This window comes from Candidatus Nitrosacidococcus sp. I8 (assembly GCF_945836005.1).
GTDB lineage: Bacteria > Pseudomonadota > Gammaproteobacteria > Nitrosococcales > Nitrosococcaceae > Nitrosacidococcus.
This window is the reverse complement of sequence record NZ_OX241534.1, coordinates 1701304-1718928: the sequence shown is the minus strand read 5'-3', so window position 1 is coordinate 1718928 and position 17625 is coordinate 1701304. Positions and strand designations below refer to the sequence as shown.

Here is a 17625-nt window from a genome sequence, read left to right as displayed (position 1 = left end):
GTAATAACAATTCTCATTATCAAGGTTGTCTTGATAATTTTTTTTATTTAAAAAAGGCAGAAAATATAAAAATTTTCTGCCTTACAAATAGAAGGAGAGGGCGTATTAGAACGTGGCGGTAAAATTTGCCATTACATTGAAAGGAGCCCCTGGCATAATCTGATTATCACCCGCAGCGGTCGGGTAATAGACTGTGTTAGAGATATTATCGAAATTCAAGGAGACTCGATAATTTAAATTGGTATAGTAGATCATAGCTCGAGGTAACACATAGCCAGGTAGAAGTACTTTATTGCTAAAGGAAGTATACATACTCGATTGAGCATTCACTCCTGCACTCATGCCAACATGAGGCGTAAAGGCGTAGGTACCCCAAAAATTAAATTGATCCTGTGGCACTAATCCAACAGTAGCACCAGCATTACCACTCGTGGTATCCGTTAAAAGATGAGCACTTAAGCGGGTATAGCCACCTACGATTTGAAATCCTGGAAAGATTTCACCGGTCGCACTGACTTCAAAGCCTTCATTTCTTTGAGAACCTAATTGAACTAGAACGGCAGGGTTATTAGGATCCTGGCTATTTACATTATCTTGGTCAAGACGGAAAAAAGCAGAATTGACAGAAAGTTTATCTTTAAGAATGACAAATTTAGTCCCTATTTCATAGTTAGTAGAAACAAGAGGGGCAAGTGCTGCATTGGAAGCGTCTTTTAGAGAAAGTGCGAGGTTAGTCCCTTGAGGCGTATAGGTCTTAGCATAGCTAGCGTAAAATGAGGCAAAACCAGTAGGTTGATAAATAACTCCTGCTCGAGGACTAAAGGTATTATCAACTCGTTCGGTATGTGGACCACCTAAGAAATCATCACCTACTACTTTAAACCGATCATAGCGAGCCCCTGCCACCAGTTTCCAGTGTTCATTAAAGGCAATTTGATCTTGGAAATATACACCGAGGTTTGTACCTGTAACAAAGCGATTTCTACTGACCTTATCAAAAACACCTACTCCAACTGGATCTAAAATAGAAACCCCTGTAATTTTATTCGAATCAATTTTAAGATCACTATCTTCTTCATGGGAAACTACTACACCACTCATAATTTCTTGGCTAATTGGCCCTGTGTTTACTTTATAGATAATATCTGTGCGGTTAAAAAAGTTATCTCGAGTATTGTCATGACGATAACCTGAAAGATCTACAGTGCCAGCACTAGAAACAGCACTTCCTGCATATAAGTTTTGATAATTGTGAGTAGTGCTAATAAACCGGAAGGAGTTCTGGATTTTCAGGGAGCTATCAAAAATATGCTCAAACATCCCATGGGCTTCTTCCACATTTTGATAGGAATTATTTTGAGTAGGTGAGCCAAAAAAAGTTTCAATCGGTACATCTGCAGGGCGACCATTTTGAGAGGCAATACCTCGATCAGCAAGGCGGTTATCATTGAGGTGCTGTCCTCCAATCGTCAGCTTAGTATTAGGGTCAATTTGAAAAGTAACTTCTGGATCTACTCCATAGCGATGAAGATAGAAAAAATCCCGAAAGCCACCAGAATCCTCTACCATGGCATTTAAACGATAACTGGCTATATCTCCAGGAATAGGTCCACCAAAGTCTACAGTCGCTCGTTTATGATCCCAATAACCACCGTTTAAGTTGATACTATAGTGAGGAGTTAAGGTAGGTTGTTTAGTCACTAAGTTGACCACACCCCCTCCATTACCTCGACCAAAGATCATTCCAGACGAGCCTTTCAATACATCTAGATGATCTATAATGTAAGGGTCTCGGAAATACTCAGAATCATCCCGGAGTCCATTGACGAAAAAGTCAAATTTAGTATCAATTCCTCGAATCACAACCTCGTCTCGATTACCTTCTCCTAGGTTGACAGTCACCCCCGGGACATTACGCATGGCATCACCGATAGATTGTACGTTTTGATCTCTAAGTAACTCTTTAGGTAATACATAAACACTTTGGGGAGTATCACGAAGGGAAGTATCTGTACGCATTGCACTACTGGTATTAGGGAGAAAATAGGATTCTCCTTTTGTGCTTTGTACTTTAATAGGCTCTAGCTTTTTTGCTTCTTCTTTCTTTTCTTCTTTAACCTTTCCTTCTTTCTCTTTTTCCGCTCCTTGAGCAAAAGAGATACTCGATAAAAGCGTAAGTAATATTATTGATTTAGATACTTTTAATTGAGATGAAAATATATTTTTATTCTTCATAAAATGAACTTTATTTAATAAATTTACTTTTTTTATAAAAAACGTGTTTATTAATATAAATGAAAATTAATATCATTAGTATATTTTTTTATAAAATAATTTGATTTTATTCTATTAAACTTATTAGATGAGTAAATGTTTTAAAGAACCGCTTCGGCAGGCTAAAGGCTACAATATTAAAAACTTTATTTTTTTGTGCTTTATTTGTGGCGATAATTTATTGATAAACTCTAGGTCTCTATTTAGAAACTAGATAAGTTAATGCTGATATCTCGGGAAAATACCGCTTTAATACAGTTAAAGCTCTTTGAGATTACAGCACCTGTAGGAGAAGTAATAACAATCAATACAAAGATTCTAAACTAGAGGAGTTCTCTATAGGACTATATTACCGTAGAGAAAAATCTGTATAATTTAGAGTAAAATTTTATTTACTAACTTCTCTATGCGTATCATTCAAGAAGCTTTAACTTTTGACGATGTTCTATTACTCCCAGCATACTCACAGATTTTACCAAAAGAGGCTGATCTGACAACTCGCCTAAGTCGTACGATTACGCTAAATGTTCCTATTGTCTCAGCAGCTATGGATACAGTGACCGAATCTAAACTGGCCATTAGTCTAGCTCAAGAAGGTGGAATAGGTATTATTCATAAAAATATGAGTATTGAGAGCCAAGCTAATGAAGTACGAAAAGTAAAGAAATTTGAAAGTGGTATTATCAGTGAACCAATTACCGTAACCCCAGAAACTAGTATTGGGGAAGTTCTTGCAATTACTCGATCCCATCGAATTTCTGGTGTACCTGTAGTTGAAAAAGAACAATTAGTAGGTATTGTTACTAGCAGGGATTTGCGGTTTGAGACTCGCTTTGATAGCCCCGTTTCTAATATTATGACCCCAAAATCACGATTAGTGACCATATCAGAAGAAGCTAGCCGGGAAGAAGCGGTTAGCCTTTTACATCAAAACCGCATTGAAAAAATACTAGTTGTTAATGATCAATTTAAACTCAAGGGGTTAATTACGGTTAAAGATATTCAAAAAGCTACTGAATACCCTCTAGCTTGTAAAGATGAATATGGGCGATTACGGGTAGGTGCAGCGGTAGGTATTGGAGAAGGAAGCAGAGAGCGTATTGCTTCACTGATTGAAGCTGAAGTAGATATATTGGTAGTTGATACTGCCCATGGTCATTCTAAAGGCGTACTCGATCAGGTACGGTGGATTAAGTCAACTTATTCTAATATTCAAGTAATTGGCGGTAATATTGCAACTGGAGATGCGGCTAAGGCACTTGTAGAAGCAGGTGCTGATGGGGTAAAAGTAGGTATTGGTCCAGGGTCTATCTGTACTACTCGAGTTGTAACTGGTGTAGGAGTGCCTCAAATTACTGCTATTATTAATGTTGCTGAAACACTTAGAGGTACAGATGTCCCCTTTATTGCAGATGGAGGGGTTCGCTACTCGGGAGATTTTGCTAAAGCGATTGCTGCAGGTGCTCATACAGTAATGGTAGGAGGTATGTTTGCTGGTACTGAAGAGGCTCCGGGGGAAGTAGAGCTTTATCAAGGTCGAGCTTATAAAGCCTATCGAGGCATGGGATCTTTAGGGGCAATGCAGCAAGGATCAAGCGATCGCTACTTTCAGGATCATAAAGAGGGATCTGATAAATTAGTTCCTGAAGGAATTGAAGGTCGTGTTCCCTATAAAGGGAATTTAGCACCTGTAGTTCACCAGCTTATTGGTGGATTGCGTTCTAGTATGGGCTATACAGGCTGTGCCAATATTGAAGCAATGCATACTAAAACGAATTTTGTGCGTATTACAGCAGCAGGCGTTAGGGAAGGTCATGTTCACGATGTAACGATTACTAAAGAAGCGCCTAACTATCGTAGGACTAATTAATGGGTCTCTCTTATAACCCTCCCATTTTAATTCTTGATTTTGGCTCGCAGTATACGCAATTAATTGCACGCCGTATTAGAGAAATAGGTGTGTATTGCGAAGTACATCCTTATTATGTTAAGGATGAAACCCTAATATCACTTTCACCTAAAGGAATTATTCTCTCTGGAGGTCCTGATTCAGTGCGAGGAGAATACGCACCTCAAGCCTCTGCATCAATATTTTCAATGGGTATACCTATTCTTGGTATTTGCTATGGCATGCAAACAATGGCATCTCAATTAGGTGGAAAAGTAGAGCTCGCCACTCACCGGGAGTATGGCTATGCCCAAGTGTGTGCCTATTCTTCTTCGTTATTTGTAGATGTAGAGAATTCAAATACTCCTACAGAGTTTTTATTAAATGTGTGGATGAGTCATGGGGATCGAGTCACTCAATTGCCAGTAGGGTTTACTAAAATTGCTTCTACAAACAATAGCCCTATTGCAGGGATGGCAGATGAAAAACGACATTTTTATGGTCTTCAATTTCATCCAGAAGTTACGCATACTCCTCAAGGAATAAATATTTTAAAAGGATTTATCCATAATATTTGCAAATGTGAAGCCCAGTGGACTCCTCAAAAAATTGTTGAGGATAAAATCATACAAATAAAGAACCAAGTAGGCACTGATAAAGTATTACTTGCTCTATCCGGTGGTGTTGATTCCTCTGTTGTTGCCGCATTGTTACACCGTGCAATAGGAGATCAACTTATCTGTGTCTTTGTAGACAATGGGTTACTCCGCTTAGGGGAAGTCGAGCAGGTGATAACTACCTTTGTAGATCACTTTGGTATTCGAGTTATTCACATTAATGCAGAGCAACGCTTTTTAGGAGCATTATTAAGCATTACTGATCCAGAAGAAAAGCGTAAGGTTATTGGTCGTATATTTATTGATATTTTTGAAGAAGAAGCAAAAAAACTAAAGAGCATAATATGGCTTGCCCAAGGAACGATTTATCCTGATGTCATTGAGTCAGCGGGTACCAAGACAGGAAAAGCACAAACTATAAAATCCCATCATAATGTAGGTGGGTTACCCAAAAAATTAAATTTAAAGCTACTTGAACCTCTTCGGGAATTATTTAAGGATGAAGTACGTAATCTCGGTGCTAAGTTAGGGCTACCGTTTGAACTCATACACCGCCATCCTTTTCCAGGACCAGGTTTAGGAGTACGAATTCTTGGGGAAATAAAAAAAGAATATGCAGATTTGCTTCGCTGTGCAGATGCAATTTTCATTGAAGAATTGCGTGCACATGATTGGTATTATAAAACGAGCCAAGCTTTTGCAGTATTTTTACCAGTAAAATCTGTTGGCGTAGTAGGAGATGAGCGTAGTTATGAATTCGTAATTGCATTGCGAGCAATAGAAAGTATTGATTTTATGACCGCTCATTGGGTGCACCTACCTTATGAATTACTTTCTCAAATCTCTAACCGAATTATTAATGAAATACCCAAAATTTCCCGAGTAGTTTATGATGTTTCAGGTAAGCCACCTGCCACAATTGAATGGGAATGAGTGGAGTGGCATGGTTATAAGTTATGCGGCTGGAAATATAGTGGAGTACCGGTGGAGAATGTAGTCTCGGTGTTTCGCCGGCTTGGAACTGGTTATTCTAAATTATTGGGACTCCAGAAGAATATCGGCTTGGTACGTCGATTTGCCATGATGATGAAGTTCGGTGCGTGGCTTCAATCTATTCCCAATAAGCTCACACCAGCACCCTTTCGACTCGTGCAGATTGGTTCCGCCTATTGGCAATCGAGGGCAATCTTCGTATGGTGTTTCGCAATAATAAGCTTTCCAACTGCCTTTGCAACGACGATCCACAAAGCGTTCGAGCCATGATTTTGATGCACAACTCGGAAGCTTTCAGCCGCCCCTGGTTCGAGCAATTGGAGGCTGGCATTCGCAGCGGAACGTCACCATTCCAGCTTTGTCGTGGCAAGGATTTATTTGATTACTTGGACCAACAGCCGGAGTTCGACCAGAATTTTTCTAAAGCCATGGACAGTGTGGAGTTTCTTGCTGGAGATGGCTTTGCCACCGATATGGACTGGAGCTAGTTTGAACGGATCATTGATGTCGGCGGCTCCCGTGGGGTCAAGTCACTCGCGATTATTAAACATTACCCCCAGTTGTCTGCCCTGATTGTGGATCGACCCCAGGTTATTGCGGAAGCCCAGTCATACTGGGCAAATCACCCTGAGGATGCCGTTAAGCGTCTTCGCTTTCAGGCAGGAGACCTTTTCACGAAAGTTCCTATGGCAACTGATCATAAGGACATCTACCTTCTCTCGACTGTACTGCACAGCTTCAATGACAGCATGTGTGTGCAGGTACTGCAAAGAGTTCGTGAGGCCATCGCGGGGAGTGGTGCCCGTGTGGCGATACTGGAGATGGTCGTACCGGAAAGAGGTGCCGACCTTGCCAGTGCTTCTTTTGACATGCAGATGTTTGTCGGCTGTCAAGGAAGGGAAAGAACTTTATCCGAGTGGAAGGCAATCATTCAAGCGAGCGAATTGCTTCTCGAGGAAGTTATACATCTTCGATCGCTTGGAAGTATTTTGGTATTGTGCTCACAATGAAGAGAATGACTACTTTTGGGATATGGTTTTGCTATTCCTAAAAACGTGCCTCTTTTAAGTTTTCAAACGGTCTTGGTCGACAGGCTGCTCAGCCTTGCTAAGGCTGAGCCAAATCAATTCCTCCTTTGATGCTCGATGGTATTCTACATGACGTTGATTATACTACTTTTTATAAAAAATTGATTTTAAAAAATATAATAGAGTGGAAATAGATATAAAAAATGATGATATGGATGGTGAGGAAGATATTAAATGGATGTACTATGCATTAGAGCTTGCAAACTATGCAAAAAAAATAGAAGAAGTTCCTATTGGGGCTGTGCTAGTAAGAGATAATAAAGTTTTAGGAAAAGGTTGGAATTGCCCAATTAGCACCTGCGATCCTACTGCACACGCAGAAATACAAGCTATTCGGGCTAGCGGAAATTATCTTAAAAATTATCGCCTAGTGAGCAGTACCCTTTATACCACCTTAGAACCCTGTAGTATGTGCGCTGGAGCAGCTATTCAAGCTCGGGTTAAAAGAATTGTATTTGGTGCCTTTGATCCTAAAAGTGGAGCTGCAGGAACAGTTATTAATATATTTTCAGCAGGATTATTCAACCATAATGTGGAGATTCGAGGAGGGGTTTTAGCAGAGCTTAGTGAATCAATTTTAACTACTTTTTTTAGAGTACGCCGATAATAGATATAATTCGGCCGTACTTTTTATTTAAGTTAGCTTTTTATGAAAAATCATTTCATGAATTAAAATATATATAATAAAATTATACAATTAGATATTTGATTTAATTAAATGAATTTCTTAAAATTCTATATAACTATCTGATACAAATATAAAAGAACTAATTAAAATAAATATTGTCGTAGTTTAATCTATAGGGTAATCTCTACTTTTTTAATACACAAAAAGAAATTTTAGGTAGAATTTTGGAGGTATTATGCCAGCGTGGTCTGTGGCATATAAAATCATGGAGTATGGCATGAAGAATTTTAAGAACACTAAATTAGCTATAGCTATTACAGCAGCGATGAATTTTTCTCTTCCTGCAAGTGCAATTGTAGTGGTTGGAGGAGACAACGGCTGGGAAGTCAGTTTTGATGGTAATATCAACCAGTTCTATGTTTGGAGCGATCCAAGTGGTCGTCCAGACAATGTAATTGGCGGTAACATGAATATGAGCCCCATTGCAGAGCATCAAAGTAGGTTTCGCAGTGGGTTAATGCCTTCTCTATTTGGTTTTAATGTAAAAGCTCCTACTTGGAATGGGTTAGATATTGGGGGAAGAATCAGTCTTGCAGGAGAGGTTAATAACTCTAATACACAAAATAGAGGTTATAATGGTGGCCCTGGAATGCCAAGCCAAGGGTTAGTGAATAGTAGTGAAACTACAGGTTTTGGTGGAAATTTAGAGTTTCGAGAAGCGTATTTCACTATTGATGGTGAGTTTGGCCAAATTCTGATGGGACGGACATTAGATGTTTTTATGGGTAAAAATATCTTAACCGACCAAACCCTTTTTGGTGTAGGCGCTACAGGTAATGTCCATGGCGGCGGATTTACTTTAGGTCGAATTGGTTATGGGTATCTCTATCCTAATTTTAACGCGCAACTTCGATGGACTAGCCCAGATATGGCGGGTGTTAAATTAACCGCTGCTGCAGTAGATCCTTCTCAAGTTTGTGGTGCTGCCGGATCTCTCGCAAATGGCTATGTCGCTGCAAGTGGGGCAAACTGTTATAATACTGATAGCACTCCACGAGGCGAAGGTATGATTAGCTATGCCAGATCTTGGAAAGATGGTAGCTGGGAAGTTTGGGGATCTGGGGTGTGGCAAAATTTTACTCGTAATACTACCCCTTATGGAGGTTGGTCTGCAGTCAGCAGCGAAAGTAATGTTTGGGGTTGGTCAACAGGATCTCAGCTTCGATATAAGAATTGGGATTTTAATGGTTCCTACTACTCTGGTAGAGGATTAGGCAGTTCATTTCTTTTTGATGCTGACTCTATGGATGCATCTGGTCATTTACGCAGAGACAAAGGCTGGATGGCACAATGGGGTTATACTTTCCTAGGGCATACTAAATTGGCTATAAGTTATGGTACTTCTAGACAAGCCGAGACCGCAACAGATCAATTGATGAGCTCTATGGGATATGGAGCTGTTCTTAAAGATCAACAATCTTATACAGCTGGAATATACCATGATGTAAATGCTAACTTAAAACTGGTTGCAGAATGGACCCGATCGATTAATGAATGGTATGGCCATGGTAATAGGCAGACTGCAAATGTGGTTGGTGTAGGTGGATACTTTTTCTGGTAGCCTTACTAACTTGGAATTGGAAATTTAATCAAATAAACCCATAAAGGGGTAGTACTGTACCCCCTTTTTTTAGATTAGTTAATATTGGTAACTAATTAGCGAGCACGGTAAATAATTCTACCTTTAGTAAGATCATAAGGAGTGAGTTGAATTGTTACCTTATCGCCTGTAAGAATTCGAATATAGTGTCTGCGCATTCTTCCGGAGATATGTGCTGTTACCACATGACCATTTTCTAGCTCTACTCTAAACATAGTATTTGGAAGGCTATCAATCACCGTACCTTCCATTTCAATATTGTCTTCTTTTCCCATATATTATTAATAATTCCTATTGTGCTAGTAACCTGTATATTTTAGTCATTTTATCATAAAAGCCATGGAGATAAATTAAGGTAGATTCTACAGCTTTATTACAAATCATCTACAATAGATGGGTTGCATAGTTTTTGTACCCATCTAATAAAGAGATCTCTAGTAATTGTTTGAGCACCAAGGCGAAATAAATGGGCAGACTCAACTTGGCAGTCAATGAGTGAAACCCTTTTTTGCTGGAGATAATTACAAAGATAAACTAGTGCTATCTTAGAAGCATCTGAGCGTAGACTGAACATGGATTCGCCGAAAAAGATACGACCGATATGTAATCCATAAAGCCCACCTATAAGATTAGATTTCTCCCATACCTCTATAGAATGGGCTATTCCCATATCATGTAGTTGTATATAAGCGGTTTGCATCTCTATAGTGAGCCAAGTGCTAATGATGCCGTGCCGTGGTGTATTAGCACAAGCTTGAATAACACCCTGAAAATTTTTATCTATAGTAAGTGTATATTCAGATCGGTTTAATTTTTTTTTTAAATTTCGTGAAATTTTTAATTTACTAGGAAATAATACCATCCTAGGATTAGGACTCCACCAAAGTATTGGCTGTCCTTGGCTATACCACGGGAATATCCCTTGACAATAGGCATAAATAATCCGTTTTTGAGATAAATCTCCACCTACAGCAAGTAATCCATTTGGATCTAAAAGGGCAAGTTTAGGGTTTGGAAAAAAATAGGATGAATCGTTGGAATCGATGTAGTAGGGGGAAACCAAAAGATAAGTATTTTATAAATGCTTGCGACCTTTAAAAGCATAAGAAAGCGTATTTGCATCAACAAACTCGAGCTCGCCTCCAATAGGAACACCATGGGCAATTCGAGTAGTAGCGATATTATATTTTTTTGCTATTCTATCAATATAATAGGCAGTAGCTTCACCTTCTACGGTAAGGTTAGTAGCAAGAATAATTTCACTAATTTTTTTAATTTCTAACCGCTGAATAAGTAAATCCATACCTAAGGTTTCAGGACCAATTCCATCAAGAGGGGACAAATGCCCCATAAGTACAAAATATAATCCTTGATAGGCAGTAGTTTGTTCAATTGCCTGTACATCACTAGGCATTTCTACAATGCAGAGTTGGCTATGATTTCGATCAGTGCTAGCACATAAAGAGCATAGAAGAGATTCATTTAAAATACGGCACGATTGGCATTGAGTAACTTTGTCTAGAGACTCAAGCAAAGCATTTGCAAGTTGAATTCCTCCTTCTCGATCTGATTCTAATAGGTGAAAAGCCATACGTTGTGCAGATTTTGGTCCTACTCCAGGTAAGCAACGCAATGCCTTTACCAAATAAGATACAGAAGGGCCAAACAAATCAGTAATAGGCATAACGATATTATTATCGCTTAAGGTAATTAGAAAGGTAATTTAAATCCAGGGGGAAGCATTCCAGAGGTCATACTAGACATTTTCTCCTTCGATTGAGCTTCAACTTGCTGGACTGCATCGTTAACAGCGGCAGCAACTAAGTCTTCCACCATTTCTTTACCTTCTTGCCAAACTTCATCATTAATAGTAACACGCCGGCAATCATATCGTCCGGTCATTACCACACTAACCATTCCTCCACCTGATTGGCCTGTAACTTCCATATTTGCAAGTTCAGCTTGTGCTTTTTCCATATTCGACTGAATCTGCTGTGCTTGTCTCATAAAATTACCTAAACCACCCTTCATGAATACGTCTCCTTAACTATCGAATTTACTTTCTTGAACAGCTTTAATGTTTTCAGTTAGAACTTGAGCATCGAATATTTTACAGATCGCTTGAATATTTTCATCATTCTCTACTGCTTTAATTGCGGTTTGTTTTGCTATTTCTTGATTTTTTACTTTCTGTGTAGCAATCGTATCTGCGTTATCACTAAAATTAAAAGTTTGAATAATAATTTTTACTTCTCTATTTAAGTGGTTACTCAATACCTCTTGTAAACGATCCTTTCCACGCTGGAGACTTACCATAGTTGGGGCAATTTTTAAATAAAAACTATTTATTTCAGAATGATCGAAAATACAATTTTCGGCAAGTTGCCTTGAAATACCACTTAACTCTAATTTAGAAATTAATTTTTGCCAGTCATGATTATTATTTAGTAAGCTTGGAGAAAATTCTCTCGGCACAAGCACCGCTTCTTTTTCTTGTACCCCTACTATTTCATTTAAATTACTATCACTCAAGATACTCTGATAGGATAGAGTTTTTTCATCAGGTGTCACTTCCACAGGATGGAAACATAGCATTCTTAGTAACAACATCTCAAAGGTCATATATGGGTCTGGTGCATAGATAAGATCCCGATTTCCAATAAGACCTATTTGATAGTAAAGTTGAATCTCCTCCGGAGTAAAGCGGCTGGCAAGTGCTATAAAATCCTCATTCTCAACTATCTTATCTATAAGATTAGGATCGATTTGATAAAGAGCAATTTGTTGAAGTAAATGTAACAAATCTCTAATAATTCTGTAAATATCGACTGAATAACTACATAATTCTCGTATCTGTTTGATCAGGCCCTGAGAGTTTTTTTGAGATAAATAATTTAAAAGAATAAGAAGATTTTTTTGATCAATACTACCTAAAACTATTTGAGCAGTACTAACAGTAATTTGCCCATTACTATAATTAATAGCTTGATCTAAAAAGCTAAGTGCATCGCGCATACTACCTTCCGAAGCTTGAGCAATTGCAAATAACGCCTCTGGATCAAATAAAATATGTTCTTCATCTAGGATTTTACTTAGATAACCTGCAACGATCTTCGGATTTATCCGTCTTAAATTAAATTGTAAACAGCGAGAGAGGACAGTAACAGGTATTTTTTTAGGATCAGTAGTCGCTAATAAAAATTTAACATGAGGTGGGGGCTCTTCTAAAGTTTTTAATAGTGCATTAAAACTTGAAAGAGAAAACATATGTACCTCGTCAATGAGGTACACTTTATAGCGACCATGGCTTGGAGCATAATGAGCATTTTCTAGTAGATCCCTAGTATCATCTACACCTGTACGAGATGCTGCATCTACTTCTATAAGGTCAATATAATTGCCTTCATTAATCTCTAAGCAATTTTTACATTTTCCGCATGGAGAGGAACTAATACCTTCTTCACAATTAAGAGATTTTGCTAAGATCCGAGCTAAGGTGGTTTTACCTACGCCTCGAATCCCTGTAAATAAAAAAGCGTGGTGTACTCTTCCCGTATCTAAACTATTTATAAGTGGTTGAAGTATATGATCTTGTCCCACTACTTGGGAAAAGCTACGAGGTCTCCATTTTCTTGCTAATGCATAATAATCCATTAGATTATAAAAATAAGGTGGTAGCCTACAACTAGCCGTATCTCGGCACATGAAAGTACTGCTGCCGCTGCTCCTTTCCAGGCCTGACGGGGTTTACAATATATCATTGCGAGGAGACCAGTGCAGGCTACCATTAAACTATTATTTTACTTGAAAGGATTATTTAAAATAATTGTCTGTTCTCTCTCTGGACCAGTAGAAATAATCTCTATAGGCACTCCTGCCAACTCCTCTATCTTATTGAGGTAATTATGAGCGTTTTTAGGAAGCTGTCTATAGTCAGTTAGACCTACTGTAGATTCACTCCAACCTGGTAATTCTATATAAACCGGATCGCAGTGAGCTAGAATTCTAGTATCTGGAGGAACTTCATAGTACTGATTATTATAACGATAAGCAGTACAAATATGTAATTTTTCTATACCGTCTAGTACATCTAATTTAGTTACGCAAAGACTAGAAATACTATTAATGGTAATTGAACGTTTTAGTGCAGTTAAATCTAACCAACCGCAGCGACGAGGACGATTAGTAGTCGATCCAAATTCATGACCTACTTTAGCCAAATGCTCTCCAATACTATTATTGAGCTCTGTAGGAAAAGGACCATTGCCTACTCGTGTGGTATAAGCTTTAGTAATGCCAATAATATAATCTAAATTTCTAGGACCGATACCGCTTCCAGTTGCAGCCCCTCCTGCGGTAGTATTAGAGGAGGTTACAAAAGGATAAGTGCCATGATCTATATCAAGAAAAGTACCTTGGGCCCCTTCAAATAAAATATTTTTCCCTTTTAGCCGCAGCTGTGTAAGCAAGGTAGGAATATCAGCTATCAGAGATTGAAATTTTTCTTTAAAAGAAAAAGCTTGATCTAGAGTTTGCTTATAACTAACAGGTTGAGTTTTGTAGTAACTCTGTAAAATAAAATTATGGTAATCTATGATTTCGGTTAAATCTGATGCGAAATTCTCCTCATTTAATAAATCACCGACTCGTAAAGCTCGTCTTGCAATTTTATCTTCATAAGCTGGTCCTATCCCACATCCTGTTGTGCCAATTTGTCTACCTTGGATTTTCTCTCTTGCGTGATCTAATGCAATATGGTGCGGCAGAATAAGCGGACACATTGGACTTATTTTAAGTCGGTTATATAGCGTAATACCTTGTTGTTCAAGCATTTCTGCCTCTTTCATAAAGGCAGCGGGGGACAATACAACCCCATTTCCAATCATGCACAATACATGCTCATGTAATATACCTGAAGGAATTAAATGAAGAACTATTTTTTGATTGGCTTTAGTAATTAAGGTGTGACCTGCATTATGCCCTCCTTGGAAACGAACAACAGCATCAACATGATGAGTAAGCAGATCAACAATTTTCCCCTTTCCTTCATCACCCCATTGACTACCTATAATTACTATATTTTTAGCCACTTACTTACTTAATCCTTATCACTTTCCATTGTCCATCTTCTAGTATTAACCTACGATTACAGCCTAGCACTTCATAGTCCTCTTTAGTATCTGAAAGCCCATAGACTACTTTTTCTCCTTGCTGGCGTAAACGCAGTACTTCCTGTTCAAACTTAACATCTTCAATCCAGCGTGCATAAATCCTATGATAGGGTTTCGGATAAGAGGTAATAATTTTTTTTAGGTCTATGCTAAACCCAGTTGCTGGTTGTGCATATCCAAAGTTTTGCCCAATTCCATCATACCGCCCACCTTGAACAATCGCTTGACCATACTTAGGGGTATAAACAGAAAAAACAAGCCCTGTATGATAATGATAACCTCGTAATTCTGCTAAATCAAAATGAATAGGTAGTGAAGGGAAGTATTTTTGAATAGCACTTGCAGTTTTTTTCAAAGTAGCTAATGCGTCGATTGCTTCATTATCCATCAGGTATCGCTCTGCTTCCTGAATAACCTCTTCCCCTCCATGAAGGCTTATTAAGACCATAAGTATCTTGGAATATTTAGAGTCAATCTGATATTCTATTAATGCATTTTCAATTTCATCTTGTGCTTTACGTTGCACTATATCAAGCAATACATATTCTTGTGCTTTTGAAAGACGCACTTGAGAAATAATATTTTGGAATATTCCTACATGACCTAAGTCTAAACAGATTTTTTCTATCCCAGATTGAAATAGAGATTCTATAGCAAGTCGTATAATTTCTATATCACTTTCTATACCTTTATGCCCATAGAGTTCTGCACCGACTTGAATAGGATTACGAGTACCGCCTAAATTCTTGGGCAAGGTATGCAATACACTACCTATATAACATAAACGAGTTATTCCTTTTCTTTTAAGGCGATGAGCAGAAATTCTAGCTACTTGCGGTGTTATATCAGCCCGAATCCCCATTAAACGCCCAGTGAGCTGATCCGTAAGCTTAAAAGTTTGTAGCTCTAAATCAGTACCCGTACCTGTGAAAAGGGATTCTAGGTATTCGATAAGTGGCGGGATAACTAGTTCATAACCCCAAGAATAAAACAAATCTATAAGTTTCCGGCGAGCAGATTCTATATTTTCTGCTTCTTCTGGTAAAATTTCATCTACACCCTCTGGTAAAAGCCAGCGTTCAGTAATCGGCATCTATATAGATTAAACTTTAACTTATTTTATTCTGAAATCTAACAAAAGGGGGATAAACCCCCTTTTGAATATTATTGAGTAGAATTAGAATTAGTTTGAGGTTGTATGGAATGAGTTAGAGGAGGGGTAGCTGATTTAGAATTAAAAAAACTAAAAAATTCTCCCTTAGGCTCTAAAAGAAGAATATTATCACTTTCCTGAGGGAAGATATTACGATATGCATTTAAACTACGATACAGAGCATAGAAATTTGGATCTTTATTAAAGGTATCTCCATAAATTTTAGTCGTTGCTGCATCGCCTGCACCACGAATAGTATCTGCTTCTTTTTGTGCATCGGCTAAAATAATAGTACGTTGGCGATCGGCCTCTGATCGAATCCGCTCAGAGGTTTCCACCCCTTGAGATCTTAGTTCAGCTGCTACCCTCTCACGCTCGGCTTCCATACGAGCATATACGGAGCTACTTACATCTTTTGGTAAATCAATTCGTTTAAGACGTACATCCACAATAGTAATACCAAATTCTTTAGCTTGCTCATTTGCTCGGCGAGCCATAGTTTTCATAATAAGTGCTCGTTCACCTGAGACTACTTCTTGAATAGAGCGCCGCCCAAACTCACTACGTAATCCATCTTTAATAATTTGAGATAAACGTAAATCTGCATTGGATTCAGTACCAGCCATTGAGCGATAGTATTGAGCTACATCGCTAATTCGCCACATAATGAAAGAATCCACAATAACATTCTTTTTTTCGATTGTAAGATAGCGTTCAGCTTCTACATCAAGGGATAGGGTACGACCATCAAATTTTCTTACTGAGTTAAAAAATGGAATTTTAAAATGGATGCCAGGCTCGAAGTCTACCCTCTCAATTTTCCCTAACCTAAGTAAAATAGCTCTCTCTCTTTCATCAACAGTAAAAACGCTTTGAGATCCCATAATAATAAGCAAGGCGATGATCCCGAATAAGACGCTAAAATTTTTACCCATTACTAACGCGTCCTCCGATTTCGGCTATTATTGTCTTGTAGACTATGATCTTGTTGGTTCATATTTTTGCCTCGGATAATAGCAGGTAACTGATCTAAAGAGATTGTACGTCTCGTTTTATTATTTTCTTCACTCTCATTATTTCCAAGAGGTAGATAAAATACATTAGTACTTCCGGGTACATCAACAAGCACTTTACGGCTTCCTTTCATTACCGATTCCATAGCCTCAATATAAAGACGTTTTTCAGTAATTTCTGGGGCTGCTAAGTATTCTTCAAGAATCTGAGAAAATTGTGCAGTCTCACCTTGAGCATGAGCAATTACTTGACTCTTATAAGCTTCTGCTTCTCTAATCTTACGAAAAGCTGCGCCTCGTGCTTTAGGAATAATATCATTTGCATAGGCTTCAGCCTCATTACGAAGTCTTTGCTCATCCTCCCTAGCTTTAATAGCATCAGCAAAAGCTTCTTGCACTTGCTCTGGTGGTTGAGCATCTTGCATGTTTACGCTAGTGACAATCATTCCCGCTTTATACTGATCTAAAACTTCTTGAGCTAGGGCTTGCGTTTGGATCATCGTCTCACTACGTCCTTCTGTAAGCACAAAATCCATAGTATTTTTACCTACTACTTCTCTTAATGCACTTTCAAGTACTTGCCGTAAATTAATGTCTGCATGGCGTACATTAAATAAATAATGAGCCGCATCTTTAATCCTATATTGAACCGCAATACGCACATCTACTATGTTTTCATCCTGCGTGAGCATTAAGGATTCACTGGGTACAGGAGATCCGGATTGTCCTCTACCTGTAGATCGATAACCAATTTCATAGCTTCTGATTTGAGCCACATCTATTAATTCTACTTTCTCAATAGGGTAGGGAATATGCCAATGTGGTCCTGAATCAGCCGTAGTTACATATTTACCAAATCGAAGCACTACTCCTCGTTCTGCAGGTTTAACAATATAAATACCTGAACCCATCCAGCCAGTGATAGCAACCAGTGCTAGTAAAACTAGGCCTCTACTACTCGGTCCTTGCTCTAAAAAATTTGATCCTCCTCCATCTTTATTACCAAAAAATTTATTCAGTTTAGTTTTGAGATTTTGGATAATTTCATCTAGATCTGGTGGTCCTTGTTGATCACCATTTTTATTCCAAGAATCATTATCTTTGTTTCCATTAGGCTCATTCCAAGCCATCAGTCTAGGT

Annotated in this window: 16 protein-coding genes and 1 other RNA gene; 6 read left to right on the top strand and 11 right to left on the bottom strand. The window is 38.3% G+C overall.

What is annotated here, in order from left to right:
• Positions 1 to 105 precede the first annotated feature (105 nt).
• Positions 106 to 2235 carry a TonB-dependent receptor gene (locus OOL07_RS08495; protein WP_264696129.1) on the bottom strand — a complete coding sequence of 710 codons (2130 nt, stop codon included), beginning with the start codon at positions 2233 to 2235 and terminating at the stop codon, positions 106 to 108.
• A gap of 445 nt (positions 2236 to 2680) precedes the next feature.
• Here OOL07_RS08495 and guaB point away from each other — a divergent pair, with 445 nt between their 5' ends.
• From guaB to OOL07_RS08465, 6 genes are all read left to right on the top strand, one after another.
• A complete protein-coding gene (gene guaB, locus OOL07_RS08490; RefSeq protein WP_264696128.1) occupies positions 2681 to 4144 on the top strand; it encodes an IMP dehydrogenase in 1464 nt (487 codons plus the stop codon).
• On the top strand, positions 4144 to 5712 hold the full coding sequence (gene guaA, locus OOL07_RS08485; protein ID WP_264696127.1) for a glutamine-hydrolyzing GMP synthase: 1569 nt from the start codon (positions 4144 to 4146) through the stop codon (positions 5710 to 5712). The genes guaB and guaA overlap by 1 nt, the downstream gene beginning before the upstream one ends.
• A gap of 260 nt (positions 5713 to 5972) precedes the next feature.
• Positions 5973 to 6260: a hypothetical protein gene (locus tag OOL07_RS08480; RefSeq protein WP_264696126.1), complete on the top strand. Its 288-nt coding sequence runs from the start codon at positions 5973 to 5975 to the stop codon at positions 6258 to 6260.
• A gap of 9 nt (positions 6261 to 6269) precedes the next feature.
• On the top strand, positions 6270 to 6782 hold the full coding sequence (locus OOL07_RS08475; protein WP_319804050.1) for a methyltransferase: 513 nt from the start codon (positions 6270 to 6272) through the stop codon (positions 6780 to 6782).
• 202 nt (positions 6783 to 6984) lie between these two features.
• Positions 6985 to 7467: a tRNA adenosine(34) deaminase TadA gene (tadA, locus tag OOL07_RS08470; protein WP_413774112.1), complete on the top strand. Its 483-nt coding sequence runs from the start codon at positions 6985 to 6987 to the stop codon at positions 7465 to 7467.
• A 256-nt stretch (positions 7468 to 7723) separates the two neighbouring features.
• A complete protein-coding gene (locus OOL07_RS08465; protein WP_264696125.1) occupies positions 7724 to 9109 on the top strand; it encodes a porin in 1386 nt (461 codons plus the stop codon).
• Between the two features lie 95 nt (positions 9110 to 9204).
• On the opposite strand, the gene infA is transcribed toward OOL07_RS08465, so the two are convergent.
• The 10 genes from infA to hflK form a co-directional block, all read right to left on the bottom strand.
• A complete protein-coding gene (infA, locus tag OOL07_RS08460) occupies positions 9205 to 9423 on the bottom strand; it encodes a translation initiation factor IF-1 (RefSeq protein ID WP_197744288.1) in 219 nt (72 codons plus the stop codon).
• 98 nt (positions 9424 to 9521) lie between these two features.
• Complete coding sequence (aat, locus tag OOL07_RS08455; RefSeq protein WP_264696124.1) at positions 9522 to 10211, bottom strand: leucyl/phenylalanyl-tRNA--protein transferase; 690 nt, start codon at positions 10209 to 10211, stop codon at positions 9522 to 9524.
• 12 nt (positions 10212 to 10223) lie between these two features.
• Positions 10224 to 10832 (bottom strand): recombination mediator RecR, encoded by a 609-nt coding sequence (gene recR, locus OOL07_RS08450; protein WP_264696123.1) that lies wholly within the window; start codon positions 10830 to 10832, stop codon positions 10224 to 10226.
• A 26-nt stretch (positions 10833 to 10858) separates the two neighbouring features.
• A complete protein-coding gene (locus OOL07_RS08445) occupies positions 10859 to 11179 on the bottom strand; it encodes a YbaB/EbfC family nucleoid-associated protein (protein WP_197744285.1) in 321 nt (106 codons plus the stop codon).
• A 12-nt stretch (positions 11180 to 11191) separates the two neighbouring features.
• On the bottom strand, positions 11192 to 12802 hold the full coding sequence (gene dnaX / locus OOL07_RS08440; protein WP_264696121.1) for a DNA polymerase III subunit gamma/tau: 1611 nt from the start codon (positions 12800 to 12802) through the stop codon (positions 11192 to 11194).
• Between the two features lie 26 nt (positions 12803 to 12828).
• Positions 12829 to 12925, bottom strand: an RNA gene (gene ffs / locus OOL07_RS08435) — signal recognition particle sRNA small type.
• Positions 12926 to 12948: 23 nt separating this feature from the next.
• Positions 12949 to 14238, bottom strand: coding sequence for an adenylosuccinate synthase (locus OOL07_RS08430; protein WP_264696119.1), 1290 nt, complete (start codon positions 14236 to 14238; stop codon positions 12949 to 12951).
• A gap of 4 nt (positions 14239 to 14242) precedes the next feature.
• Positions 14243 to 15412, bottom strand: coding sequence for an ATP phosphoribosyltransferase regulatory subunit (locus OOL07_RS08425; RefSeq protein ID WP_264696118.1), 1170 nt, complete (start codon positions 15410 to 15412; stop codon positions 14243 to 14245).
• 71 nt (positions 15413 to 15483) lie between these two features.
• Positions 15484 to 16407: a protease modulator HflC gene (gene hflC, locus OOL07_RS08420; RefSeq protein ID WP_264696117.1), complete on the bottom strand. Its 924-nt coding sequence runs from the start codon at positions 16405 to 16407 to the stop codon at positions 15484 to 15486.
• Positions 16408 to 16409: 2 nt separating this feature from the next.
• The gene (gene hflK, locus OOL07_RS08415; protein WP_264696116.1) at positions 16410 to 17615 is read right to left on the bottom strand and encodes an FtsH protease activity modulator HflK; all 1206 of its coding nucleotides are present in this window, start codon (positions 17613 to 17615) and stop codon (positions 16410 to 16412) included.
• Between the last annotated feature and the right edge of the window lie 10 nt (positions 17616 to 17625).